The organism is Oribacterium sp. HCP28S3_H8 (genome assembly GCF_052064775.1).
Classification (GTDB): Bacteria; Bacillota; Clostridia; order Lachnospirales; family Lachnospiraceae; genus Oribacterium.
This window is the reverse complement of record NZ_JBQHUZ010000006.1, coordinates 92,695-116,475: the sequence shown is the minus strand read 5'-3', so window position 1 is coordinate 116,475 and position 23,781 is coordinate 92,695. Positions and strand designations below refer to the sequence as shown.

The window sequence follows — 23,781 nt, the reverse complement described above, 5'->3', positions numbered from 1 at the left end:
ATATGAAAAAGGCAGGATTGCTTCTTCCGGTATTTTCACTTCCGGGGAAGTATGGCATTGGTTCTTTAGGTAAGGAGGCGATGGATTTCATCGACCTCCTTGCAGATACGGGTAATAAAATCTGGCAGGTTCTACCGATGGGACCGACAGGCTTCGGAGACTCACCCTATCAGGCATTCTCCGCTTTTGCAGGGAATCCATATTTTGTAAACCTGGAAAAGCTTACCGAGGAAGGACTCCTTACCGAGGAGTTTCTTGCAGATCTCGATTTTGGAGAGGATCCCGGGAGAGTCGATTATGGAAAGCAGTATGTTTCACGGAATCTCGCGCTGAGAGAGGCTTACCGGAACTTTAAAAAGCTGGAAGGCAGCTCTGTTTCCGAGCTTCTTAAGGAAACACCGGAGGAGACCCTGGAATACTGCAGATTTATGGCTATCAAGCAGGCAGAACAGGGAGAGCACTGGAATCGCTGGCCGGAGAAATTAAGAGACCATGATAAGGCAGCGGTGGAAGCATTCACCGGAGAGCATGAGGACGAGATCGGATTTCATGCGTTTGTGCAGATGGAGTTCCGGAAGCAGTGGCAGGAGGTTCATGACTACGCTAGAGTCCGGGGTATAGAGATCCTGGGAGATATCCCGATTTACTGTGCGGCGGATTCCTCGGATGTGTGGGCACACCGGGAGCTGTTTCAGTATGATAAGGATGGAGATCCGACCGGCGTTGCAGGCGTGCCGCCAGATGCATTCAGCGCGACAGGGCAGCTGTGGGGAAATCCGCTGTATGATTGGCAGCAGCATGCTGTAACAGGCTTCCAATGGTGGATTGACCGGATCGGCTACTGCTTCGACCTGTACGACGCGCTCAGGGTGGATCATTTCCGGGGATTTGAAGCTTATTATTCTATACCGTATGGTGATGAGACGGCTGAGAACGGCAAGTGGGTCAAGGGCCCGGGCATGGCGCTGTTCCGTGCGTTGTATGAGCACTTTGGGACGAAGAAGCTGCCGATTGTCGCGGAGGATCTGGGTGTCATTACCGATGAAGTACGTGAACTTATGGAGGAGACCGGGTTCCCCGGCATGAAGGTGCTGCAGTTTGCGTGGGATGCCGGTGCAGGGAATACATATCTTCCGCATAATTTCACAACGACCAATTGTATCTGCTATACCGGAACACACGATAATGATACGCTCAGGCACTGGTTTGAGACCATTCCGGACTGGGAGAGAAACTATATTTATCAGTATACCTCGAGATCCGGAAATGACTGGTACGCAATGCCGGAGCTTCTGATCAAGCGTGCCATGGGCACCATTGCGGACACGGTAATTATACCTGCGGCAGATTATCTCGGACTGGAGGGTGAAGCGAGGATCAATCAGCCTGGTACCAGCGGTGCGAACTGGCAGTGGAGGATGCAGGAGGACGCTTTTACGGAGCATGAGAAGCAGGTGATGGCTGAGATTGTCGGTGTCTACGGGAGATACCAAAAGGCTAATCCAAAGCCGGAGCCAGCAAAGGAAAAAGAAGCAGAAACTGAGGCAGAGGTGGAAGCGGAAGCACAGGCATCTCCGGAGGCAGAAAAAGAATAACAAAAACAGAGCTCCGGGCAGTGAAATCTGCCCGGAGCTCTTGACTTCTCAAGATGTTTATTTGTTTCTTTAAACTCTTTTTTCCTTTGGACGCTTAATTTACCGAGAAGGTTGCAGGTACCTCATTACCGGCGAGGTCCTTGACATAAACCTGCAGTGTATCGGTTTTCATGGAAAACATGACCGTCCCGGTGGATTTGTTGACATCGGTCGGGCGAATGTTGTCGCCATCGCCGTCGATCGCATAAATGGAATCAAAGTCCACGCCGGACTGGTTGTCACTGACGGTAAACTCAATGTAGCCAGCGCCAAGGTTTACGGAATCCTCATCAATGACCGGCGGGGTTTCATCCAGCAGATTGACCTGTGTGCGGCAGGTTTTAATCATGCCGTTTACAGAGGTTGCGGTTACGGTCAAGGTACCATTATCATCCAGTATTGCTGTATAATCAGATCCATCCTTGGTGAGCTCGATGGGCTCGCCCTCGAGAGTTGCCGTCAGATTTTTTAATGGCAGCAGTCCGCCGGGCTTTACAGAAACGGTGGCGGTTTTGTAATCGGTCGTATTGGGATCCGAGACCTCTACGGAAGGTGAAGCGGTCACAAGTAAAAAGATGATGCCGTTGATTACAATGTACGGAACCAGGAAACCGAACAGGAAACGCAGGATGCCGCTGCCGCTCTTTTTCTGCAAGCTTCTTCCGTAGGTATCGTATTTAAGATTCTGATAGGAAGACTTTCTGGACATGTTTCTCCTCTTTTTCACATCATTATGAATTTAATCAGTATAACAAAAACAGCCTTGCCTTACAAGGTTGAACTTGCTATACTGATTTTATCATAAGTCAGTTTCGATTTTCTTTTGACTTCACGTCAAATTTCTTAAAGTCAAAATCGAATCCCGTAAACTTTTCACTATGATTTTAATGATCCTATAAGGATCTTAATTTGTTTATTTTATATTCAAGATCCATCATCAGATCCACATTTTATCTTATCATACAGGAGGCAAAATGAGCGACGAACGCAATGAGCAGATCTCTCTCCCGGAATCAGAGCCGCAGCATGCGGAGGCATCGGAGAGCGCCCAGGATATGAAACCGGTTCGTAAGACGACTCGTAAAACCACGACACGGAAATCCGTTTCCAAAAAAGCTAAAGACAAGCAGGATTCCAATAGCAACGACTCCGATCCTCAGGATGCAGATCAAAATAGTCCGGAGCAAAATAGTCCAGACAGCAAATCTTTAGTCAAAAAGCATCCGGTAAAGCATACTTCGACTGAAGATGATCCCGTTGATGGGCATCCGGATCCAAAAGAAATCAAATCCGTAACAAAATCTACTACCAGACGGAGCCGCAGTACAAAAAAGGCGGTGAAGAGTGCAGAAGACGCTGTAACCGATACTGCAGCCGAAACAGCAGGCAAGCTGGATCCGGTGGATGCCAGGCAGGAAGGCGCAGAAGATTTCCATGCCAAAGGTAATGGGGACTCTGCTGTAGAAAGCAAGGGTGGAAATACAGGATTGGAGACATCTGCCACAGCTTTGGATGTGAATGCTTCTGTTTCCGCAGCTTCCACTGACAACGCTTCTATCGAGGCATCAGTGCCTGCAATAGCGACACCTGCTGAAAGCGCTTCCACTATTGAGTCAGCGATGGCAGCTTCGGTAGACGCGGGATCTGCTTCCGTGGCGTCTGCTTCTAACGGAACGGGAACAGCAGCGGCATCGAAGGAAACCGCAAAAAGACCGGTGCGGAAGCATACTACCCGGAAGCAGACAGTGAAGGAGTCGACGATTCATCGGACACAAGAGTCCGGGGATGCTGCAGTGTCAGGAGATGTCAAAGCATCCACACAGGAGGATAAGCCGGCGAATAAAGCGGACGCGAAAAAACACACGGTACATATCATTCGCAGAAAACACCCGGTAGCGGCGGCAGAAGCGGCGCCCACAGCACAGACGACCACAGCTTCTGCAGCAACCGGAATTGCAGCTTTACCGGCGAACCGGGCAGACAGCCAGATTCCGGAAGCGATACGTAGGGATGTACCGGAACAGGCAGTGGAAAACGCGTCAGAGCCTATAGAGGGTCCACGGACAGAGGACACGGCGGGAGAGCAAAAAGAGGATGCACGCGGAAATACCGCGCCGGAGGAGAATAAGGGCGAGAATGAGCCTTCCATCATGCGGGATCCCAATGCCAAAGCGTGCGGCGGTATCCTGGAGGTGATGCAGGATGGATTTGGCTTTATCCGTTCCGAGAATTTCCTGCCGGGAGATCATGATGTCTATGTCAATCCGCAGATGATCCGCCGATATAACCTTAAGACCGGAGATATGCTGCGCGGGTATTCCAAAACCAGAAATCCCAATGAGCGCTATGGCGCGCTTATGTATGTGGAAACCGTTAACGGAATTTCTCCGAGAGATGCGGCGCGGCGTCCGGATTTTGACCGTTTGACACCGATTTTTCCGAATCAGAGGATCCGGTTGGAAACCGAGGGTGTTAAGGCACCGACCTCACTCCGCATCCTGGATCTCCTGGCTCCGATCGGCAAAGGACAGAGAGGTATGATCGTTTCGCCGCCTAAGGCTGGTAAAACCACACTTTTAAAGCAGGTTGCCAAGGCAATTGTACGGAATGAGCCCAAGATGCATCTGCTCATTCTCCTCATTGATGAGCGTCCGGAGGAAGTTACGGACATGAAGGAGGAGGTTGAAGGCGGTATGGTGCAGGTCATTTACTCCACCTTTGATGAGCTTCCGGAGCATCACAAGAGAGTTGCGGAGATGACGATCGAGAGAGCCAAGAGGCTGGTGGAGCAGGGAGAGGATGTTACCATCCTTTTGGATTCCATTACAAGACTTGCGAGAGCTTATAACCTTGTGGTTCCGGCATCCGGCAGAACCTTGTCCGGAGGTCTGGATCCTGCAGCGCTGCATATGCCAAAGCGTTTCTTTGGTGCAGCTAGAAATATGCGGGAGGGTGGCTCGCTTACCATCCTTGCAACCGCACTGGTGGATACCGGCTCCCGTATGGATGATGTAATTTATGAGGAGTTTAAGGGTACCGGCAACATGGAGCTTGTGCTGAACCGTGAGCTTCAGGAGCGGAGGATCTTCCCTGCGATTGATATCCTTAAGTCCGGAACACGCCGGGATGATCTGCTTTTGACGGAGCTTGAGCAGAAGGCGCTGGACATCATTCACAAGGAAACCTCAGATGAAAAGAAGGGCTCTGCGGAGGATGTCATTAATCTGTTTGAGCGCTCTCAGAATAATAAGGAAGTCTGTGAGTTCCTTGTAAATGGTAAGCCATTTACAAGACCCGCGGCTCCGCAGGGGAAGCTTGTCGTAAAGGTGAACCGCAGGATCTGACAAAAACTTAGGGCGAGCCGCATGGCGGTATCGCCCGGGTAGCAATGACCGGGCTTTCCGCTTTACAGACATGTTTGGACCATGGGCAGTACCGCCTGTGTATAAAGTTTGCCGGGATAAGTTAGTCGAGAGAGATCACGAGGCATATAAATTAACCGGGAGGGGCTTGCCTTTTCAGATGCTTTATGTTATCTTGATTAGGCTTATGCTGGTTGTTGTACAGAATCAGCAGAGAAACTTAAACTAAGTGACCGGTACTCCGGTCAACGAGAGCGCATGGTTGGAAACCATGCAGAAAGAGGTAAATCATGAGAGAGGGTATTCATCCTAAGTATTACCAGGCGACCGTTACCTGCAACTGCGGTAACACTTTTGTAACCGGATCCACAAAGCCGGAGATCCACGTCGAGGTTTGCTCCGCTTGCCATCCGTTCTATACCGGCAAGGAGAAGTCCGCTTCTGCTAAGGGTCGTATTGATAAGTTCAATAAGAAGTTCGGTCTTAATAAGTAATTATTGCAGGTTACAAGACATGAGAGACAGGGGATACGCTGAGGCGTGTCCCCTGTTTTGATATTACAATCGCCAATGTCATATAAAATTCATATGTGCTTTATTGAATTGTCCTTGCTATTCGGTTACACTTAGTAGCATGGAAAATACAGAAAATATCAAAAACAAGACAATAGATGCGGCTAAGAAGTCCTGCTGTCAGATCTACAGCGGAATTGGCGGACAGGCCGTGATTGAAGGCATCATGATGAAAAACCGGCAGGAGTATTCCGTGGGAGTGCGTAAGCCGGATGGCACGATTGAAGTAAAAAAGGACAGCTATACATCTCTTACAGACCGGTATCCGGTGTTGAGACTTCCGTTTATCCGGGGCGTTTTTTCCTTCTTGGATTCGATGATCCTTGGCATGCGCTGCCTTACCTACTCGGCAAGCTTCTTTGAGGATGATGAAGATTCCGAGCCATCGGGGCTTGAGCTCTGGCTGGACAAGGTCTTTGGAGAGAAGGTCGAGCAGGTGATTTCCGGGATTACCGTTGCATTTTCCTTTGTGGCGGCTATCCTGATTTTTGTGCTGCTGCCGACGCTTGCGGTAAGCTTTTTAAAACGATTCATTGCGTCGGAAACGGTCATCGCACTTCTGGAGGGTCTGCTCCGTGTGGCGATTTTTATCCTTTATATCAAGCTTGTTTCCCGCATGCCGGATATCCGGCGGACCTTTGAGTATCATGGAGCGGAGCATAAGTGCATCAACTGCGTAGAGCACGGACTGCCGCTTACGGTGCGCAATGTGGCTGCGTCCTCCAAGGAGCATAAGCGCTGCGGCACAAGCTTTATTGTTTATGTCATGCTGATCTCCATTCTGTTATTTATGGTGATCCGTGTGGACAATCTTATGCTTAAATTCTTAAGCCGTATTATCCTGATTCCGGTGATTGCCGGTGTTTCCTATGAAGTACTCCGCTTTGTCGGTCTGCATGACAACTGGTTTACCAAGCTTCTGTTTATCCCGGGGATGTGGATGCAGGGGCTTACCACCAAGGAACCGGATGACAGCCAGATTGAGGTTGCCATTGCGGCAGTGGAAGCGGTGTTTGACTGGAGAGCCTTTGAAAGGGACCATTTCGGACTGGAGGCAGAATGACCTTTAGGGAGATGCTGAAGCAGGCGGAGGCGCGCCTTACAGAAGCGGGTGTCACGGATGCCGGGTATGATGCGAGAGTCCTGCTGGAGCGGGCGTATCATCTTGATACGGCAAAATATCTTGCGGTGTCCGGAGAGACGCCGGAGGAGTATGTGAGAGACCCCGCAGTGAGACAGGCTGCGGCAGAAACATTCGCCAAGGACCTACGGAAGCGGGCGGAGAGGATCCCGCTGCAGCAGATCCTCGGCGAGGTGGAGTTTTACGGACACGTATTTAAGGTGAATGCATCTGTCCTCTGCCCTCGTCAGGACACCGAGGTGCTTGTGGAAGCTGTGATCCAAGATCCTGCGCCCGGTAGTGCGTTGCTGGATCTCTGCACCGGGAGTGGATGCATTGTAATCAGCATCCTTGCAGCCAGGGAGATTTCGCATGCATTGGGAATCGATATTTCCGAGGAAGCATTGAAGGTTGCGGAGTTTAACCGAAGACAGGTGCTGGAGCCGGAAAAACAGGACAGGCTTACGTTGCTGCGTTCGGATCTTTATGAAGCAGTGCCGGAGTATCTCAGAGAGCGTAAGCTTCCGGGCTTTGACATCCTGGTATCCAATCCGCCGTATATTCCAAGCAGGGTTGTGGATACGCTGGAGCCGGAGGTCCGGGAGCATGAGCCGAGGCTTGCACTGGATGGTGCCGAGGATGGGCTTCTGTTTTACCGGAGACTTCTTAAGGATGCCAGATCGTTTCTTAATCCGGGCGGTCGGATCTATTTTGAGATCGGCTACGATCAGGGCGAGGCAGTGCGCCGGATGATGGAGGACAAGGGATTTCATGATGTGGAGGTCATACGCGATTTCGGCGGTAATGACCGGGTGGTAAAGGGATATGTTTGAACGATTAAAAGATATGGAGAGACATTATGAGGAAATCATGAAGTCTCTCACGGAGCCGGATATTGTATCCGACATTACAAAATATACAAAGCTTATAAGAGAGCAGGCGGAGCTTGAGCCGATTTACAAGGCATATAAGGCATATTGCGAGGCGGAGGCACAGGAGCAGGATGCGCTTACGCTGCTTGCGTCGGAGCAGGATGCGGATCTCCTGGAGATGGCAAAGGAAGAGCTGCAGGATGCCAAACAGAAACAGGCGGAGCTTGCGGACAAGATCAAGCTTCTTTTGATTCCCAAGGATGAAAACGATGATAAAAACATCATTATGGAAATCCGCGGCGGCGCCGGTGGCGAGGAGGCAGCGCTTTTTGCCTCGGAGCTTTACCGGATGTACATTTCCTATGCCGAGCGGCGTGGCTGGCGGACGGAGCTTGTGTCTGTCAATGAAACCGGTCTGGGCGGATTCAAGGAAGTCGTGTTTATCGTCAACGGCAAAGGGGCATATTCGCGCCTTAAGTATGAGGCAGGAGTGCACCGCGTACAGAGAGTGCCGGAAACAGAGAGCGGCGGCAGGATCCATACCTCTACGGCAACAGTTGCTGTTATGCCGGAGGTAGAGGATGTCCAGGTCGAGATCAATCCGGCAGATATCAAGATGGAGGTATTCCGATCCTCCGGTGCCGGTGGACAGCATATCAACAAGACCTCCTCTGCGGTGCGGCTGATCCATATCCCGACGGGACTTGTGGCAGAGTGCCAGGAGGAGCGTTCGCAGCTTCAGAACCGGGAAAAGGCAATGCGGCTCCTGCGTGCAAGACTGTATGAAATCGAAGCGACAAAGCAGCATGAGCAGCTGGCGGATGAGAAGCATGAGCAGCTGGGAACCGGCGATCGTTCGGAGAAAATCAGAACCTATAATTTTCCGCAGGGACGGGTGACGGATCACAGGATTAAGCTCACATTGTATTCGATTGATGACATTATGCATGGCAATCTTGATCTTGTCATTGATCCGCTGATTACGGCGGATCAGGCCGCAAAGCTTGCAAAGCTTGACCAGGATCAGATTCTATAGGATAACGCAGGAAGTGTGATGACAGTGGAGAATAATACATCAGGCAGGATGGAACAGGCGGGAGAGACTAAGGGCAGAAGTCGGGCAGCAGGCAGGAGACGTGGCTCCCGTCGACCCGGAGAGCAGAAAAAGCATCGCAGTGCGCCTGTCCTTATCGCGCTGCTCTTACTTTTGCTGATCGGCTGTATCGGTGGCGGATATGTATACGTAAAAAAGTATATGCCGACCAAGGAGCGCGCTGATCTGAATGAATATTTTGATAATGTTGCAGGCAACAATATCCTCATTTATCTTAATCAGGAAATTGTAAAAAATGATAAGGGCTATCTCGTCATCGGCAGATACCAGAACGGGCAGGTCTATCTCCCGTTTGACTGGGTTATCGGCACTCTGAATCGCAGATTCTACTGGGCATCGGATGTAAAGCAGCTGTTTTACTCCGAACCGGAGGAAACCATCAAAATTTCGGAGGGGGATCCGGCGCAGGATGGTGCGCAGGCCTTTTTTTGGGATGGCAAGGACCTGTTTCTCAATGTCACGCTGGTTTCCCAGTACACAGATATCCGCTATCATGCCCATACCGATCAGACCAACAAGCGTATTTTTATCTTTGATAACGATACCCCGGAGAAGCAGGCGACACTGAAAGGAAAGGAAAGCGTCCGCGTGCTGGGCGGTGTCAAGAGTCCGGTGCTGACAGACCTCGCCAAGGGAGATACCGTTACGGTGCTGGAAACGCTGGAAAACTGGAGTAAGGTTTCCACCAATGATGGTTATATCGGCTACCTTCGTAATAAAAAGCTCTCGGAAATTACCGAGGTGACTCCGGAGGACAATTTTACCGCACCGGTATTTAAGCATATCCTGCGGGAGGACGGCAGCAAGGTTGTAATGGGCTTCCATCAGATCACGACGGCAGCAGGTAATGCTACATTTGACACGGTTACCGCCAATGCAGGTCCGATGAATGTTATCGCTCCGACCTGGTTCGTGCTGACCACCAGTGAGGGAGATTTCCTGAGCTATGCTTCAGAGGACTATGTTTCCAAAGCGCATGCCAAGGGCTATCAGGTCTGGGCAACGGTCAACAACTTTGATTCCGGTAAAATCGATACCTCGGTGCTGCTGCCAAACTCTGCGTTACGCGAGCAGCTGATCAACGGGCTTATATCCACCGCCCAGCAGGTTGGTATTGATGGGTTGAATATCGATTTTGAGCAGATCCCCCAGTCACTCGGCAGAGACTATGTGCAGTTTATGAGAGAGCTCTCGATCGCCTGCCGTAAAGCCGGAATCATACTCTCGGTGGACTGCTATGTACCGTATAATTACAACAGCTATTATGATATCGGGGAGCTTGGCACATTTTGTGATTATGTTGTAATTATGTGCTATGATGAACATTACAGCGGAGGTGAGGAAGGCTCCGTTGCTTCCATCAGTTATACAGACCGCGGCATCCAGGAAGCGCTTAAAAACATCGCTCCGGAGCAGATCATTATTGCGGTTCCATTTTATACGAGAGTCTGGATTACACAAAACGGAAAGACCACATCGGACGCGATGGGGATCAAGCAGGCAAAAGAATGGGTTACCTCCAAGGGCATCGAGCTTAAATGGGATGAGACGACCGGGCAGAATTATGGAGAAATCCAGGACGGTGACAGCGTAAAGAAGGTCTGGATGGAGGATGAAGATTCTCTGAATCTAAAGATTAAGCATATCCGCGAGGCCGGTGTCGGTGGTGTTGCCGCATGGAAGCTTGGCCAGGAACCAACAGGCTTCTGGGATATCCTGAACCTCAATATGCAGGAGATTCCGGAGCCCGGTGCCAACGGATAAAATGTAGATTAACATGATAAGATATGTCAAAACCGACATATTCTGAGTATTGTTTGCAGATGGCAGAAGCAAAAGCGAAAGCAGTGCATGTATGCATCCTGCTTACAGAAAATTTCAGGAAAGAAGATACAGATTATAATGGAAACCATTGTTAAAGGCATTGAAGGTGTGAAGCAGGCAGCGGAAATTATCCGCCGCGGAGGGCTGGTTGCTTTTCCGACAGAGACGGTCTATGGTCTCGGCGGCAATGCGCTGGATCCCGAGGCATCCAAAAAGATTTACGCGGCAAAGGGCAGACCGTCGGATAATCCGCTGATTGTGCATGTCGCGGATATCGAGCAGGTAAAACCGCTGGTAAAAGAGTTTCCGGAGGGTGCGCTCAAGCTGATGCAGACCTTCTGGCCGGGACCACTCACGATTATCATGCCAAAGTCCGACATTGTTCCGAGGGAAACCACCGGAGGTCTTGACACGGTAGCCATTCGCTGTCCGAGAAACCAGTGTACGCTTACATTTATCAGGGAAGCAGCACTCCCCATTGCGGGTCCCAGTGCCAATACCTCCGGGAAACCAAGTCCGACAGAAGCTTCCCATGTGCTGAATGATTTAAACGGAAGGATCGACATGATCCTGGATGACGGACCGGTCGGCATTGGCGTGGAGTCGACGATTATTGACCTTACGGGTGAGGTACCGACACTACTTCGTCCGGGCGCGATTACGATTGAGGAGCTGGAGACGGCTCTTGGCACACATGTGGAAATCGACCCGGCGATCATTGCCAGAGGTGTCAAGGAGGGTGTGCACCCCAAGGCACCGGGCATGAAATACCGGCATTATGCGCCGAATGCAAGGATGTCGCTGGTAACGACGAAGCTTCTGAAGGAAAAGGATTACCAGGTAAGCCCGGAGGAGCGGAAAGCTGCAGATCGGCAGATTGCGGATTGCATCAATCAGAAAACCATGCGGGCGGCTGCGGAAGGGAAACGGGTCGGAGTCATTTGCTGTGAGGAAACCAAAGCGCTCTACCATACATCCTGCGGCGACAAGAGCGTTGATCTTAAGGTGATCGGATCCAGGCAGGAGCCGCTTTCCATGACGCACAATCTGTTCCGTATCCTCCGGGAATTTGATCAGGATGCGGTGGATGAGATCTATTCCGAGAGCTATGGAGACCAGGGAGTGGATTTTGCGCTCATGAACCGGATGCGTAAGGCTGCCGGCATGTCGGAAATTGTTATAGAGTAACAGCATGGAACGATCTTTCAAACGATCGTAAAGCTATCATAAAGCGTAACAGGATCTGGGGATCTGGAAAGGATTACGGTATGGACTCCGGTAAAAGAAAAGATTATATCACGTGGGATGAGTATTTTATGGGTGTTGCGGAAATGTCCGCAAGACGCTCCAAGGATCCCAGTACGCAGGTCGGAGCCTGCATTGTCAGCAATGATAATAAAATTCTGTCCATGGGCTACAATGGATTTCCCAACGGATGCTCGGACGATGATTTTCCATGGACCAAGATCCATGCTGAGGATGATCCCTATGATGCCAAATATTTCTATGCCACGCATGCAGAGCTCAATGCGATTTTAAATTACCGCGGTGGTTCTCTCGAGGGTGCCAAGCTCTATGTCACGCTGTTTCCGTGCAATGAGTGCGCCAAGGCATTGATCCAGGCGGGGATCCGGACCTTGATTTACCGTTCGGACAAGTATGCGGATACGCCAAGCACCAAGGCTTCCAAGCGAATGCTGGATGCGGCAGGTGTCCGTTATTATCAGTATCAGCCAAGCGGCAGAAAGATCGAGCTTGAGCTGTAGGCTAAGAGAGGGCACAGTGCAATGTTTATAAAAGGAGAAACCAAGGAAGCAAGAGACCGGCGTGTGCAGGAAATTGTAAAACGTCTGGATGCACACTATGGCAGTCATCCGCCGATTTTTCTTAAAAATGAAAACCCCTGGCAGCTTTTGTTTGCTACCATCCTTTCCGCGCAGTGTACGGATGCGAGAGTCAATATGGTAACAGAATCATTATACCGGAAATATACCTGCCTTGAGGACTTTGCCAAAGTCGATATCAAGGAACTCGAGCAGGATATCAAACCCACCGGCTTTTACCATAATAAGGCAAAAAATATCAAGGCATGTGCAGCGGCGCTTCTGGAGCGGCATGGTGGCGTAGTGCCGGATGATATTGAAGCACTTACCAGACTCCCCGGAGTCGGACGTAAGACAGGTAACCTGATTCTGGGAAATGTATATCATAAACCATCCATTGTGGTGGATACGCATGTAAAACGGGTATCCAACCGTCTGGGGCTTGCAGATTCTGCGGATCCGACCAAAACGGAATATCAACTGATGGAGGTGCTGCCGGAGGATGTGTGGATCCGCTGGAATACCCACATCATTTCCCTTGGGCGCGCCATCTGTCACTCGCAGAACCCGGAGTGCAGTGTATGTTATCTGAGAGATTTGTGCCCCTCTCGTGACGGAAATGACCCGGAGACCTGGAGACCGGCATCGGAGCGGAAAAAAAGAGGAGTCACGTATGACGGATTGTGATATGTGCAGCAACTTCAGCTATGATGAAGATCTGGACGAGTGGTGCTGCGAGGCGGATATGGATGAGGATGATATGGCGATGCTCTGGAATCATCCGCATGCGCATTGTCCGTTCTGGCATTCCGCGGATGAGTACCGGACAGTGAAGCATCAGTCAATAGGGCATCTGCCGGGATACAGCGACGCAGGACATTTTACAGCACCGCATACAGATTTTGACGATGACTATGATGGTGAAGCGTAGGAAGTGAAAAACGAAACCAAATCCTTCACAAAATAAAATCGCACAAAATAAAATAATAAAGTGAGTGAAGTATGACGGAGCCAGCCGGATTTCCTGTTAAAATCCGGCTTGACAATTTCTGAACATATGATAATATACTCATATGAACAGAGATTCATTATAAAAAAGAGGTACGACATGTCAGAATTTATGGATGAACAAAAATTTAATCATCTGATTCAAAATGTATCTGAGGATGAACTCTGTGATCTTGCGGAGCTGTTTAAGGTTTTTGGAGACTCTACACGAATCAAGATCCTTTATGATCTGTTTCAAGGGGCAAAAAACGTAACAGAAATCTGCGAGGATCTTGAGATGAACCAGTCGGCGATTTCTCATCAGCTTAAGATCCTTAAAACCTCCAAGCTGATTTCCTCACGGAGAGAGGGAAAGGCGATCTATTACATGCTTGCGGATGATCATGTCAAAACCATCATTGCCATGGGTAAGGACCACATTGAGGAGTAAGATCCGACTCATCGATGATGTGATGTGAAAGAAGGCAAGTGCTTTCATTGCTGTTTTACTGCCAGATCAAGGCAGAGAAATGGAGAGCTTTATGAAAAAGAAGTTTAAGTGCGACATTGACTGTGCTAACTGTGCTGCCAAGGTGGAGGATGCCATCAAAAAGCTGGATGGCGTAAATGATGCCAAGGTGAACTTCATGATGCAGAAATTTACGTTGGATGCCGATGATGCACGTTTTGATGAGATTTTAAAGCTTGCAGTGGAAACCGGCAGAAAGATCGAGCCGGACTTCTCCGTAGAAGTCTGAGCTGCAGCATCTTACCTGCTCTATGTATATTGCGGCGCGGAATCCCTGAAAGGAGCCGCGCCTTTTATCTATCGCTATCTATAAAAAGGAGATACCTATGACGCCTAAGCTCAAACAAGAACTCCGGAAGATCCTTACAGGCATCGGAATTTTCTTTGTACTGCTGATTCTTGATAAAACTGGTGCGGTTCCAGTCGTTTTTCACAACCGCCTGTTAAGCTTTTTATTGTATCTGATTCCCTATTTTATCTGTGGATACCCGGTTGTTCGCAAGGCGCTGCTTGGGATCAAAAACCATCAGCCGATGGATGAGTCGCTGCTTATGGTGATTGCGACCATAGGCGCATTTGCCACAGGGGAAAACTCTGAGGCCTGTGCGGTCATGGCGTTTTATCAGGTGGGCGAATGGTTTCAGAGCTATGCTGTCGGTCAGTCCAGGAAAAATATCGCGGATCTTATGGATATCGTCCCGGAGGAGGCCAATGTCGAGCGGGCAGATGGCACCGTGGAAACGATAGACCCGGATGAGGTCTCTGTAGGCGATATCCTGGTGATCAAAGCGGGAGAAAAGATCCCGGTGGACGGCGAGGTGCTGTCTGGTGAATCCATGGTCAATACCGCAGCATTAACCGGTGAGTCTGTGCCACGTTCGGTACATCCAGGAGAGCAGGTGATTTCCGGCTGTATCAATGGCGAGGGACTGCTCCGGGTTAAGGCAAGTAAGGAATTTGAGGATTCTACAGTTTCCAAGATTCTGGAGCTTGTGGAAAACGCATCGGAAAAAAAGTCCAGAACCGAAAACTTCATTACACGATTTGCGAGAGTGTATACACCGATCGTTGTTTACGCGGCAGTCGCGCTCGCCATCATTCCCTCGATCCTTACAAGAGATCCTGCGACGTGGATTTACCGCGCCTGCACGTTCCTCGTGGTATCCTGCCCCTGTGCGCTTGTGATCTCCGTACCGCTTGCGTTTTTTGGAGGGATTGGGGCCGGCAGTAGAAACGGTGTACTGGTCAAGGGATCCAATTATCTTGAGCTTCTGGCACGGCTGGATACCGTGGTTTCCGATAAAACCGGGACGCTGACAGAGGGAAATTTCAAGGTTTCAGAGATTTTGCCGGCGGAGGGTGTGGATCCGACAGAGCTTCTCCGGGCAGCAGCGCTCGCCGAGGGCATGAGCACCCACCCGATTGCGGTTTCCATCCGTGAGGCACTGTCTGCTGCATCAGACTTTGAGGTAAATACCCGTCTTGTGACGGAAACGGAGAATGTCTCCGGGCAGGGTCTGATCGCCAGAGTCCAGGGAAGAGCGGTGTATGTAGGAAATGCAGGTCTCATGACGGCGCACAGTATCAGCTTCCATAAGGCACAGGACCCGGCGGCGACGGTTGTTTATGTTGCCGAGGAGCAGCGGTATCTGGGCGCAATTCTGATTAAGGATCAGCTTAAACCAGAAGCAAAGGAAGCCATCCGGGAAATGAAGGCAGAAGGTGTCCGGAATATCGTCATGCTGACCGGTGATCGGCAGTCCGTCGGAGATGCTGTAGGTAAGGAGCTTGGGCTTGATACGGTTTATGCGGAGCTTCTGCCGCAGGATAAGGTCAGCAAGGTAGAGGAGCTTCTCAAAGGGCTGGACCAGTGCGGACATCAGCAGGGTAAGGCAGAGCTTGCCTTTGTAGGAGATGGCATCAATGATGCTCCGGTGCTTGCAAGAGCGGATGTCGGTATCGCCATGGGCTCTATGGGTTCGGATGCAGCGATTGAGGCGGCAGATGTGGTTATCATGGATGATGACCTCCGGAGGATCCCTCTTGCGATCCGGATTGCACGTAGGACAGTGGGGATTTCCACACAGAACATCGTCTTTGCTCTTGTAGTAAAAATCCTGATTCTGATCCTTGGTGCGCTCGGTATTGCCAACATGTGGGCGGCTGTATTTGGAGATGTCGGGGTTGCGATGCTATGCATCCTTAACTCCATGCGACTCCTCCGGATTAAACGGAGCATCGGAGCTGATCAATGAGCGCCTGCATACTATCGGAGAGCGACAGGTCCGAGCGATACACCAGATTGATGTCAGACTGAATCTGCTTTGTCTCCCGGAGAGAGAGGTAGCAGTTGTACCGGCTGGCTGGATTATGACAGTATTTCCGATTTTTCCGTAAGATGATCTGAAATATACTATAGCCTCTGTGGAATAGCCCGATCATTAACTTTCATGGAGGAGGGGCTATCCGTGGAAGAACTCTGGATATTGATCCAAGATCATTAGATGTGTAATATAATACATATATGGTAAAGGAGAAAAGTATGGATTACGCAAAGGAATCACTGAAAAAGCATTATGAGTGGAAGGGAAAAATCGAGATTAAGACACGCGCATCGGTATCTACATCGGAGGAGCTTGCCCTTGCCTATACACCGGGAGTGGCAGCACCTTGTCTTGAGATTCAGAAGGATGTCAATAAGTCCTATGAACTGACCAGAAGGTGGAACACGGTTGCAGTTGTTACCGATGGTACAGCAGTCCTTGGTCTTGGCGATATCGGACCCGAAGCAGGTATGCCGGTAATGGAAGGAAAATGTGCTCTCTTTAAGGCATTTGGAGATGTGGATGCCATCCCGCTGTGTGTACGCTCCAAGGATCCGGATGAGATTGTGCATACCATTGAGCTACTGCTTGGATCCTTTGGCGGCATTAATCTGGAGGATATTTCTGCTCCACGCTGCTTTGAGATCGAGGAGAAGCTGAAAAAGATTTCGGACATTCCGATCTTTCATGATGATCAGCATGGAACCGCAGTCATTACCCTTGCCGGTCTTATGAATGCGCTCAAGGTGGTGCATAAGGATATCAATGAGATTAAAATCGTCACCTCCGGCGCGGGCGCTGCAGGCATTGCCATTATTCGCCTGCTTATGGCAATGGGGCTTAAAAATGTGATCATGACCGATCGTCACGGTGCAATTTATGAAGGGAGAGACAATCTTAACCCGATTAAGGAGCAGATGGCTAAGATCACGAACTTTAATCATGAGTCCGGCTCGCTTAAGGATGTTATTAAGGGGGCAGATTGCTTTATCGGAGTTTCCGCACCGGGCACACTGACACCGGATATGGTTCGTTCCATGGCTAAGGATCCGATTATCTTTGCCTGCGCCAATCCGACACCGGAGATTTTTCCGGAGGATGCCAAGGCGGCAGGCGCGGCTGTAGTATCTACCGGACGCTCGGATTTCCCAAATCAGATCAACAATGTACTCTGCTTCCCGGGCATTTTCCGTGGAGCCTTGGATGTACGTGCATCGGATATCAATGATGCCATGAAGATTGCGGCAGCCAAGGCAATTGCCGGGCTGGTTTCTCCGGAGGAGCTGAATGCAGATTATATCCTGCCTAAGGCGTTTGACCCGAGAGTAAAGGATGCCGTGGCAAGTGCTGTAGCACAGGCGGCGAGAGAGTCAGGCGTAGCCAGGATCTGAGAGAAGTACTGCTCACTGGTAAAGTAGAGGATAGATTTGTATAAAGCTTATAATAGCGTAAAGATTATCATAGTATAAAGAGCATAAAAGGCCGTTCCGGATGTGCAGCGATGCAATCCGGGACGGCTTTTTTGTTACTGCTCCTGCTGTGTATAGTTTTCAATCTTTTCCAGATCCGGAGCTTTTTCTTCGTGATGCTTAAGGTACCATGCCTTGATTTTCTGGAAGGTTTCCGGGCTCAGGACGTGCTCAATCCGGCAGGCATCCTGCCCGGCAGTGTATGCGTTTACCCCGAGGTCCACGAGGACATTGGTAATTACCACATGCTTCTCATAGGTGCCTTTTGCAATCTGCATGCCGTCCTCTGTCAGGTGGATATATCCATGTTCATCCATCGTAATCTGCCCTTCCTCGCGGAGGCGCTTCATGGCGATGCTGACACTTGGTTTGGAAAAGCCGAGCATGTTGGCAATATCAATGGAACGGACAAAGGGATGATCCATGGAGAGCATCAGGATACTTTCCAGATAATTTTCGGAAGATTCATGAGTTTCATGTGCTTTCATTTCAAGTTTTCATCCTTTCTTTTTATATAAGAAGTATAACACAGTGGTCAATGGTATATATAGTTAAGATTAACTAACTTTTTTGAGGGATTCTATTGACATTAAAGTTAGTTAATGCTAATTTAATGTAACGAAAGAGTTAGCTGAATATAACTCTCGTATTTATTTACTTATGAAAGAGGGTAAAAGGTATGCCACTATCATTGTGCGGACCTGGTGAGTATCAGGTGATGCGTATTACCGGGGACGAGAAGATCCGACAGCACCTGGAGGCTTTGGGATTTACACCGGGCAGCAGCATTCGCGTGATCTCAAAAAATGGAAGTAATCTGATTGTGCAGGTTAAGGAATCCCGTCTTGCAATTGATGGAACGATGGCAAAGAGAATTATGGTCTGAGCGTTCATTGAAGAACGATAAGATAGAAAGCGTAAAAGCTTGGGAGGTATTTTGAGTATGACGCTGAGAGAAGTCCAGCCTGGACAGGATGTGGTTGTAACTAAAATTACCGGCGAGGGTGCCGTGAAACGTAGAATCATGGACATGGGCATCACAAAAGGCACGCCGATTCATGTGAGGAAGGTTGCTCCGCTTGGGGATCCTGTAGAGCTTACGGTCAGAGGCTATGAGCTTTCCATACGGAGGTTTGATGCTGAAATGGTAGAAGTGGAAGCAGGAAAGTAAAAGGAAGGAGACAAAGCACATGGCAATAACAATCGCATTAGCCGGTAATCCGAACTGCGGCAAGACAACACTATTTAACCAGCTTACGGGAGCAAATCAGTACGTTGGTAACTGGCCGGGTGTAACGGTAGAAAAAAAGGAAGGCAAGCTCAAGGGACACGAGGATGTTACAATTGCCGACCTTCCCGGCATTTATTCTCTCTCTCCGTATACGCTGGAGGAGGTTGTCGCGAGAAATTACCTCATTAATACAAGACCGGATGCTGTTTTAAACATTGTGGATGGTACCAATCTTGAGAGAAACCTGTACCTTACCACACAGCTTAAGGAGCTTGGAATCCCGGTCGTGATTGCTGTGAACATGATGGATGTGGTCAATAAAAACGGCGACATCATCCGGCTGGAGAAGCTCGGAGAGGTTATGGGATGCAAGACGGTAGAGATTTCCGCGCTTAAGGGTACTGGGATCAAGGAAGCTGCGGAGCTTGCAGTGAGGGAAGCCCGCACAGGGACAGATACTGAGGTTGTACATCATTTCTCGGATGAGGTACAGAATGCGATCCTACAGATTGAAGACAGGATTGCTCCGTTTGTTCCGGATGGCGAGAAGCGGTTCTTTGCAGTGAAGCTTTTTGAACGGGACGATAAGATCCGTGATGAGATGTCGGGAAATGGAAAAAATGTTGATGTCGAGGATATCATCAAGGAAGTGGAGAAATCGCAGGATGACGATGCGGAGTCTATTATCACCAACGAACGGTATCTTTACATCCAGAAGATCATCGGGCAGGTTTATACTAAGAAGCATGCAGGTGAAATGTCCGTTTCTGACAGAATCGACGCTATTGTAACCAACCGCTGGCTGGCACTTCCAATTTTTGCGCTTGTGATGTGGTTTGTGTACTATGTCTTGATCAGCACGATCGGTACCGGCGCAACCGACTGGGTGAATGATGTTCTGTTTGGCTCGGATCCCTGGTCGTTTTTCGGACTTGTTGAGCTTCCGTCTATTCCGGGAGCGATCGGCGCTTTGCTGGATGTGCTTGGCACGGGAGATGTGCTGAGAGGACTGGTACTGGACGGTATCGTTGCAGGACTTGGTGCGGTTCTTGGATTCCTGCCGCAGATGCTGGTGCTTTTCTTTTTCCTTGCCTTCCTCGAGGGCTGCGGATACATGGCGAGAATTGCATTCATCATGGATCGTATTTTCCGGAAGTTTGGTCTCTCCGGTAAATCCTTTATCCCGATGCTGATCGGCAGCGGATGCGGCGTACCGGGCGTCATGGCGTCCAGAACGATTGAAAACGAGCGTGACCGTCGTATGACGATTATGACGACAACCTTTATCCCATGTTCCGCAAAGCTTCCGATTATTGCACTTCTTGCGGGCGCGGTGTTTGGCGGAGCGTCCTGGGTTGCACCGTCCACGTATTTCCTTGGTATTGCGGCAATCGTTTTTTCCGGTATTGTGCTTAAAAAGACCAAGTGGTTTGCAGGTGATCCGGCACCATTTGTTATGGAGCTTCCGGCATATCATCTGCCAAGACCTGTGGACATCCTGAAGTCCATGTATGAGAGAGGCTCCTCCTTTGTTAAAAAGGCAGGTTCCATCATCCTGCTATCAACCATTGTGATCTGGTTCCTGTCCTCCTTTGGCTTTGGCCCGGATGGATTTGGAATGGTGGATATGGATACTTCCATTCTTGCAGCGATCGGACGAGCAATTGCATGGATCTTTACTCCGCTTGGATGGGCTGACTGGAAGTCCGCAGTTGCAGCTGTAACTGGTCTTGTTGCCAAGGAGAATGTTGTCGGTACCTTTGGTATCCTTTTCCATTACGATGGTGCAGAGGAGCTTGCAGAAGCCGGAGATCAGATCTGGAATCTGGTTCGTGCAAACTATTCCGGTGCGGCAGCAGGCTACAGCTTCCTTGCATTTAACCTTCTCTGCGCACCTTGCTTTGCGGCAATCGGCGCAATCCGTCGTGAGATGAACAACGGAAAGTGGACTCTGAGAGCCATTGGCTGGGAGTGCGGACTTGCATACTGCGCCGGACTTGTGATTTTCCAGCTTGCAGGACTTGTGACAGGAGAGACAACATTCAACGTATTTACCATCGTGGCGATCGCATTGGTTGCGCTTGGCATCTGGGGATTTGTAAGACCGTATCATGAGGCTACCGAGCTTTCCAGCAGTCTCAATGCGGCAGTAGAAAAGGACTTTGCCAGAAAGACGGCATAAACAAAACATGTAGTTTTGTGCCGGGACTTGCAAGTTTCCGGCACATGCAATAGAGTAAGCTTTGGAAGGAGGCAGCTATGGGTGATCTTATTATAGGAATTCTGCTTGTGATCCTTGTGATCGCGATTCTTCATAATATGAAGAAAAATCATGATAAATACGGGGCGTGTGCCTATTGCAGTTATGCGCGTTCCGGACACTGCGATCATGTCGGGCATAAGGAGCTGGACCTTGCTGCTTCAGAAAAGAAGCTCAATAAAACGCAGATGGAGATCCTTGCAAGACACAAACGGAACTACAATTCCAAATAAAGATAAGAAACGGAGAGATCCGCATCGGGAGGGGCTGTATTTGTTACCCCTCCCTTTTCTTTGTTCTTTGGGAATGTTTCTTTCATGCGGTCTTTCATGCGGTTCCGAAAAGATCAGGAAAAGCCGGATTAAAGAGCTGCATTTATTGAAAGAACTGTAAAATCTGTGCTACAATAAGGTATCTTTGCAAAAGGAAAAGGGAGATCGATATGGCTAAGAGCAAATACATTGCATACATTGGATCATATTCCTATACCGGGTCCGCCAAGGGCATTACCATCTGTGATGTGGATGTGGCGAAGGGAAGCTTAAAAAAGAGAACGGAAATTGAGGTTAACAACTCATCGTACCTGATTGCTTCACGGGATCACAGGACACTCTACTCAATTGCAGATGAAGGGGTTGTTGCATTCCGTATTTTACCAAACGGAGCACTGTCAAAGCTTAATACGAGAAACATCCGCGGTATGCGAGGCTGTCATCTGTCTCTGGATCAGAATGATGAATATCTGATGGTTTCCGGCTACCATGATGGCAAGGCGACCTTACTGAAGCTTGAGAAGGACGGTTCCGTCGGTCCGATCATTGATGGTGTCTATGACAAGGGGATCGGATCCGTTGCGGAGAGAACCTTCCGCCCGCATGTTTCCTGTGCGCGAATGACGGATGACCAGAAGTATATCCTTGTGGCTGATCTTGGAATTGACCAGGTAAAGGTGTTCCGTTTTGACAAGATGGACGGTAAGATGCGTCAGATCGATACGATCCGCTGTGAGCTGCAGTCTGCACCGAGATTTTTCCGATTCTCTCCGGACCGGAAATATCTGTATCTCATGTATGAGATCAAAAACGTCATTGATGTATTTTCCTTCCATGAAGGACAGACGCCGAATGATATTTCCTTTGAAAAAATCCAGACCATCAGCACGCATAATGACCCAAGCAACAGTCCGCTGATTGCTGCCTGTCAGATGCGCTTTTCACCGGACCCGGAGGCAAAGCACCTGTTTGTTTCCAATGCGGGCATTAATACTGTGACGATTTATGACCGTGATGTGGAGACGGGACTTCTGACCATGAAGGGTTCACTGCCGGTTTCTGGAGTATATCCCAAGGATTTCTGCATTTTCCCGGATGAGAAGCATATCGCGGTGGCAAACAATGAGTCCGGCACGATTACGTTCTTCTCCGTGGATTATGACAATGGTCTGCTTATAATGAGTGACCGGGATATTGAGGTGGATGAGCCTAACTGTATCTGTATTGTAGAGCTTCCGGAAAATTAAAGTTATGGCAGGAAATATATTTGGAAAACGTTTCAGAGTAACAACCTTTGGAGAGTCGCATGGTAAGGCGCTAGGCGTTGTGATTGATGGCTGCCCTGCGGGCTTAAGCCTCTCGGAGCAGGATATACAGCCGTATATGGACCGCAGAAAACCAGGGCAGAACCTCCGCACTACACAGCGTAAGGAGGATGACAGCATCGAGATCCTGTCCGGCGTGTTTGAGGGCAGGACGACCGGCACGCCGATTGCCATCATGGTAAGAAATGCGGATCAGCGTTCCAAGGACTATTCGGAGCTTGCCCATGTGTTCCGGCCGGGACACGCCGACTTTGGGTTTTATGAGAAATACGGCTTCCGGGATTACCGGGGCGGCGGCAGATCCTCCGGACGGGAGACCCTTGCGAGGGTTGCGGCAGGCGCCGTGGCAGCTAAAATTCTGTCCGAGCTGGATATTACGGTTGACGCGGAGGTAACGGAGCTTGCGGGGATTGATGTGACGACTCCCGCAGGGAGAGAAGCCGCAAACGACAGGATCCTGGCGCTCCGGGAGGAGAAGGACTCTGCCGGCGGTGTAGTAACCTGCTTTGTTAACAACATGCCGACAGGTATCGGAGAGCCAGTGTTTGACAAGCTGGATGCTATGCTTGCACATGCCATTATGTCGATCGGTGCGGTAAAGGCAGTGGAAATCGGCGACGGAACCAAGGTTTCCAGGGCACTCGGATCCGAGGACAATGATGGATTTGAGAGCGTGGTGCTGGAGGATCTGGATCTCACAGAAGATGAGGACGAGGAAGATACAGACAGCACCGCATCCGGGGCGGACAATGATGAGAGCGGCATGGCAGAGATTCAGATGACCTCCAATCATGCCGGAGGCATCCTCGGGGGCATGTCAGATGGCGCGGAAATTGTCCTCCGGGCATATTTCAAGCCGACACCATCTATCGCAAAGCCGCAGCAGACTGCCAATGAGGATGGAGAAAACATCACCATTGAAATCAAGGGCCGCCATGATCCGACGGTTGTGGAGCGTGCGTGTGTGGTTGTGGAATGCATGACAGCGATCACCATCCTCGATGCCCTTATGGACAACATGACCGCGCAGATGGACTATCTCAGGACAATTTATCAGTGAGGT

23 protein-coding genes are annotated in these 23,781 nt (G+C 49.8%); 21 read left to right on the top strand and 2 right to left on the bottom strand.

Annotated elements, in window-relative coordinates:
* The first annotated feature begins 2 nt into the window (after positions 1-2).
* Positions 3-1,595, top strand: a complete 1,593-nt coding sequence (gene malQ / locus ACTNEN_RS08665; protein WP_441205878.1) for a 4-alpha-glucanotransferase — start codon at positions 3-5, stop codon at positions 1,593-1,595.
* 94 nt (positions 1,596-1,689) lie between these two features.
* On the opposite strand, the gene ACTNEN_RS08660 is transcribed toward malQ, so the two are convergent.
* Positions 1,690-2,343 (bottom strand): hypothetical protein, encoded by a 654-nt coding sequence (locus tag ACTNEN_RS08660; RefSeq protein ID WP_441205876.1) that lies wholly within the window; start codon positions 2,341-2,343, stop codon positions 1,690-1,692.
* Positions 2,344-3,286: 943 nt separating this feature from the next.
* Here ACTNEN_RS08660 and rho point away from each other — a divergent pair.
* From rho to ACTNEN_RS08590, 14 genes are all read left to right on the top strand, one after another.
* Entirely contained in the window at positions 3,287-4,978 is a 1,692-nt protein-coding gene (gene rho / locus ACTNEN_RS08655; RefSeq protein ID WP_441205977.1) for a transcription termination factor Rho, read from the top strand.
* Positions 4,979-5,286: 308 nt separating this feature from the next.
* Complete coding sequence (gene rpmE, locus ACTNEN_RS08650; protein WP_441205874.1) at positions 5,287-5,490, top strand: 50S ribosomal protein L31; 204 nt, start codon at positions 5,287-5,289, stop codon at positions 5,488-5,490.
* 244 nt (positions 5,491-5,734) lie between these two features.
* Positions 5,735-6,631 (top strand): DUF1385 domain-containing protein, encoded by an 897-nt coding sequence (locus ACTNEN_RS08645; protein WP_441205975.1) that lies wholly within the window; start codon positions 5,735-5,737, stop codon positions 6,629-6,631.
* Positions 6,628-7,521, top strand: coding sequence for a peptide chain release factor N(5)-glutamine methyltransferase (gene prmC, locus ACTNEN_RS08640; RefSeq protein WP_441205873.1), 894 nt, complete (start codon positions 6,628-6,630; stop codon positions 7,519-7,521). The genes ACTNEN_RS08645 and prmC overlap by 4 nt, the downstream gene beginning before the upstream one ends.
* Positions 7,514-8,596, top strand: a complete 1,083-nt coding sequence (gene prfA, locus ACTNEN_RS08635) for a peptide chain release factor 1 (RefSeq protein WP_441205872.1) — start codon at positions 7,514-7,516, stop codon at positions 8,594-8,596. Before prmC ends, prfA begins: the two co-directional genes overlap by 8 nt.
* 18 nt (positions 8,597-8,614) lie before the next feature.
* Positions 8,615-10,438 (top strand): glycosyl hydrolase family 18 protein, encoded by a 1,824-nt coding sequence (locus ACTNEN_RS08630; RefSeq protein ID WP_441205870.1) that lies wholly within the window; start codon positions 8,615-8,617, stop codon positions 10,436-10,438.
* 138 nt (positions 10,439-10,576) lie between these two features.
* Positions 10,577-11,686 carry an L-threonylcarbamoyladenylate synthase gene (locus ACTNEN_RS08625; RefSeq protein WP_441205868.1) on the top strand — a complete coding sequence of 370 codons (1,110 nt, stop codon included), beginning with the start codon at positions 10,577-10,579 and terminating at the stop codon, positions 11,684-11,686.
* Between the two features lie 80 nt (positions 11,687-11,766).
* Complete coding sequence (locus ACTNEN_RS08620) at positions 11,767-12,264, top strand: deoxycytidylate deaminase (RefSeq protein ID WP_441205866.1); 498 nt, start codon at positions 11,767-11,769, stop codon at positions 12,262-12,264.
* 21 nt (positions 12,265-12,285) lie between these two features.
* Complete coding sequence (gene nth, locus ACTNEN_RS08615) at positions 12,286-13,008, top strand: endonuclease III (RefSeq protein WP_441205864.1); 723 nt, start codon at positions 12,286-12,288, stop codon at positions 13,006-13,008.
* Positions 12,995-13,252, top strand: a complete 258-nt coding sequence (locus ACTNEN_RS08610) for a DUF6472 family protein (RefSeq protein ID WP_441205863.1) — start codon at positions 12,995-12,997, stop codon at positions 13,250-13,252. Before nth ends, ACTNEN_RS08610 begins: the two co-directional genes overlap by 14 nt.
* Before the next feature lie 177 nt (positions 13,253-13,429).
* Positions 13,430-13,759, top strand: a complete 330-nt coding sequence (locus ACTNEN_RS08605; RefSeq protein WP_441205862.1) for an ArsR/SmtB family transcription factor — start codon at positions 13,430-13,432, stop codon at positions 13,757-13,759.
* Positions 13,760-13,850: 91 nt separating this feature from the next.
* Positions 13,851-14,066, top strand: coding sequence for a cation transporter (locus tag ACTNEN_RS08600; RefSeq protein WP_441205860.1), 216 nt, complete (start codon positions 13,851-13,853; stop codon positions 14,064-14,066).
* Between the two features lie 97 nt (positions 14,067-14,163).
* Positions 14,164-16,092, top strand: coding sequence for a heavy metal translocating P-type ATPase (locus ACTNEN_RS08595; RefSeq protein WP_441205859.1), 1,929 nt, complete (start codon positions 14,164-14,166; stop codon positions 16,090-16,092).
* A 287-nt stretch (positions 16,093-16,379) separates the two neighbouring features.
* A complete protein-coding gene (locus tag ACTNEN_RS08590; protein WP_441205858.1) occupies positions 16,380-17,552 on the top strand; it encodes an NAD(P)-dependent malic enzyme in 1,173 nt (390 codons plus the stop codon).
* A 134-nt stretch (positions 17,553-17,686) separates the two neighbouring features.
* Here ACTNEN_RS08590 and ACTNEN_RS08585 read toward each other — a convergent pair whose 3' ends face one another.
* Positions 17,687-18,118, bottom strand: a complete 432-nt coding sequence (locus ACTNEN_RS08585; protein ID WP_441205857.1) for a metal-dependent transcriptional regulator — start codon at positions 18,116-18,118, stop codon at positions 17,687-17,689.
* A 191-nt stretch (positions 18,119-18,309) separates the two neighbouring features.
* On the opposite strand from ACTNEN_RS08585, the gene ACTNEN_RS08580 reads away from it, so the two are divergent.
* The 6 genes from ACTNEN_RS08580 to aroC all read left to right on the top strand — a co-directional run bounded on the left by ACTNEN_RS08580 (position 18,310) and on the right by aroC (position 23,778).
* On the top strand, positions 18,310-18,516 hold the full coding sequence (locus ACTNEN_RS08580; RefSeq protein ID WP_441205856.1) for a FeoA family protein: 207 nt from the start codon (positions 18,310-18,312) through the stop codon (positions 18,514-18,516).
* Between the two features lie 57 nt (positions 18,517-18,573).
* Complete coding sequence (locus ACTNEN_RS08575) at positions 18,574-18,801, top strand: FeoA family protein (protein WP_441205855.1); 228 nt, start codon at positions 18,574-18,576, stop codon at positions 18,799-18,801.
* Between the two features lie 19 nt (positions 18,802-18,820).
* Entirely contained in the window at positions 18,821-21,043 is a 2,223-nt protein-coding gene (feoB, locus tag ACTNEN_RS08570) for a ferrous iron transport protein B (RefSeq protein WP_441205853.1), read from the top strand.
* Between the two features lie 77 nt (positions 21,044-21,120).
* Entirely contained in the window at positions 21,121-21,354 is a 234-nt protein-coding gene (locus ACTNEN_RS08565; RefSeq protein WP_441205852.1) for a FeoB-associated Cys-rich membrane protein, read from the top strand.
* Between the two features lie 209 nt (positions 21,355-21,563).
* Positions 21,564-22,640, top strand: a complete 1,077-nt coding sequence (locus ACTNEN_RS08560; RefSeq protein ID WP_441205850.1) for a lactonase family protein — start codon at positions 21,564-21,566, stop codon at positions 22,638-22,640.
* 4 nt (positions 22,641-22,644) lie between these two features.
* Positions 22,645-23,778: a chorismate synthase gene (aroC, locus tag ACTNEN_RS08555; protein ID WP_441205848.1), complete on the top strand. Its 1,134-nt coding sequence runs from the start codon at positions 22,645-22,647 to the stop codon at positions 23,776-23,778.
* The last annotated feature ends 3 nt before the right edge of the window (positions 23,779-23,781 follow it).

Coding starts and splice junctions, on each gene's coding strand:
- malQ (WP_441205878.1), top strand. CDS start 3: ATGAAAAAGGCAGGATTGCTTCTTCCGGTATTTTCACTTCCGGGGAAG.
- ACTNEN_RS08660 (WP_441205876.1), bottom strand. CDS start 2,343: ATGTCCAGAAAGTCTTCCTATCAGAATCTTAAATACGATACCTACGGA.
- rpmE (WP_441205874.1), top strand. CDS start 5,287: ATGAGAGAGGGTATTCATCCTAAGTATTACCAGGCGACCGTTACCTGC.
- ACTNEN_RS08645 (WP_441205975.1), top strand. CDS start 5,735: ATGATGAAAAACCGGCAGGAGTATTCCGTGGGAGTGCGTAAGCCGGAT.
- prmC (WP_441205873.1), top strand. CDS start 6,628: ATGACCTTTAGGGAGATGCTGAAGCAGGCGGAGGCGCGCCTTACAGAA.
- prfA (WP_441205872.1), top strand. CDS start 7,514: ATGTTTGAACGATTAAAAGATATGGAGAGACATTATGAGGAAATCATG.
- ACTNEN_RS08630 (WP_441205870.1), top strand. CDS start 8,615: ATGACAGTGGAGAATAATACATCAGGCAGGATGGAACAGGCGGGAGAG.
- ACTNEN_RS08625 (WP_441205868.1), top strand. CDS start 10,577: ATGGAAACCATTGTTAAAGGCATTGAAGGTGTGAAGCAGGCAGCGGAA.
- ACTNEN_RS08620 (WP_441205866.1), top strand. CDS start 11,767: ATGGACTCCGGTAAAAGAAAAGATTATATCACGTGGGATGAGTATTTT.
- nth (WP_441205864.1), top strand. CDS start 12,286: ATGTTTATAAAAGGAGAAACCAAGGAAGCAAGAGACCGGCGTGTGCAG.
- ACTNEN_RS08610 (WP_441205863.1), top strand. CDS start 12,995: ATGACGGATTGTGATATGTGCAGCAACTTCAGCTATGATGAAGATCTG.
- ACTNEN_RS08605 (WP_441205862.1), top strand. CDS start 13,430: ATGTCAGAATTTATGGATGAACAAAAATTTAATCATCTGATTCAAAAT.
- ACTNEN_RS08600 (WP_441205860.1), top strand. CDS start 13,851: ATGAAAAAGAAGTTTAAGTGCGACATTGACTGTGCTAACTGTGCTGCC.
- ACTNEN_RS08595 (WP_441205859.1), top strand. CDS start 14,164: ATGACGCCTAAGCTCAAACAAGAACTCCGGAAGATCCTTACAGGCATC.
- ACTNEN_RS08590 (WP_441205858.1), top strand. CDS start 16,380: ATGGATTACGCAAAGGAATCACTGAAAAAGCATTATGAGTGGAAGGGA.
- ACTNEN_RS08585 (WP_441205857.1), bottom strand. CDS start 18,118: ATGAAAGCACATGAAACTCATGAATCTTCCGAAAATTATCTGGAAAGT.
- ACTNEN_RS08580 (WP_441205856.1), top strand. CDS start 18,310: ATGCCACTATCATTGTGCGGACCTGGTGAGTATCAGGTGATGCGTATT.
- ACTNEN_RS08575 (WP_441205855.1), top strand. CDS start 18,574: ATGACGCTGAGAGAAGTCCAGCCTGGACAGGATGTGGTTGTAACTAAA.
- feoB (WP_441205853.1), top strand. CDS start 18,821: ATGGCAATAACAATCGCATTAGCCGGTAATCCGAACTGCGGCAAGACA.
- ACTNEN_RS08565 (WP_441205852.1), top strand. CDS start 21,121: ATGGGTGATCTTATTATAGGAATTCTGCTTGTGATCCTTGTGATCGCG.
- ACTNEN_RS08560 (WP_441205850.1), top strand. CDS start 21,564: ATGGCTAAGAGCAAATACATTGCATACATTGGATCATATTCCTATACC.
- aroC (WP_441205848.1), top strand. CDS start 22,645: ATGGCAGGAAATATATTTGGAAAACGTTTCAGAGTAACAACCTTTGGA.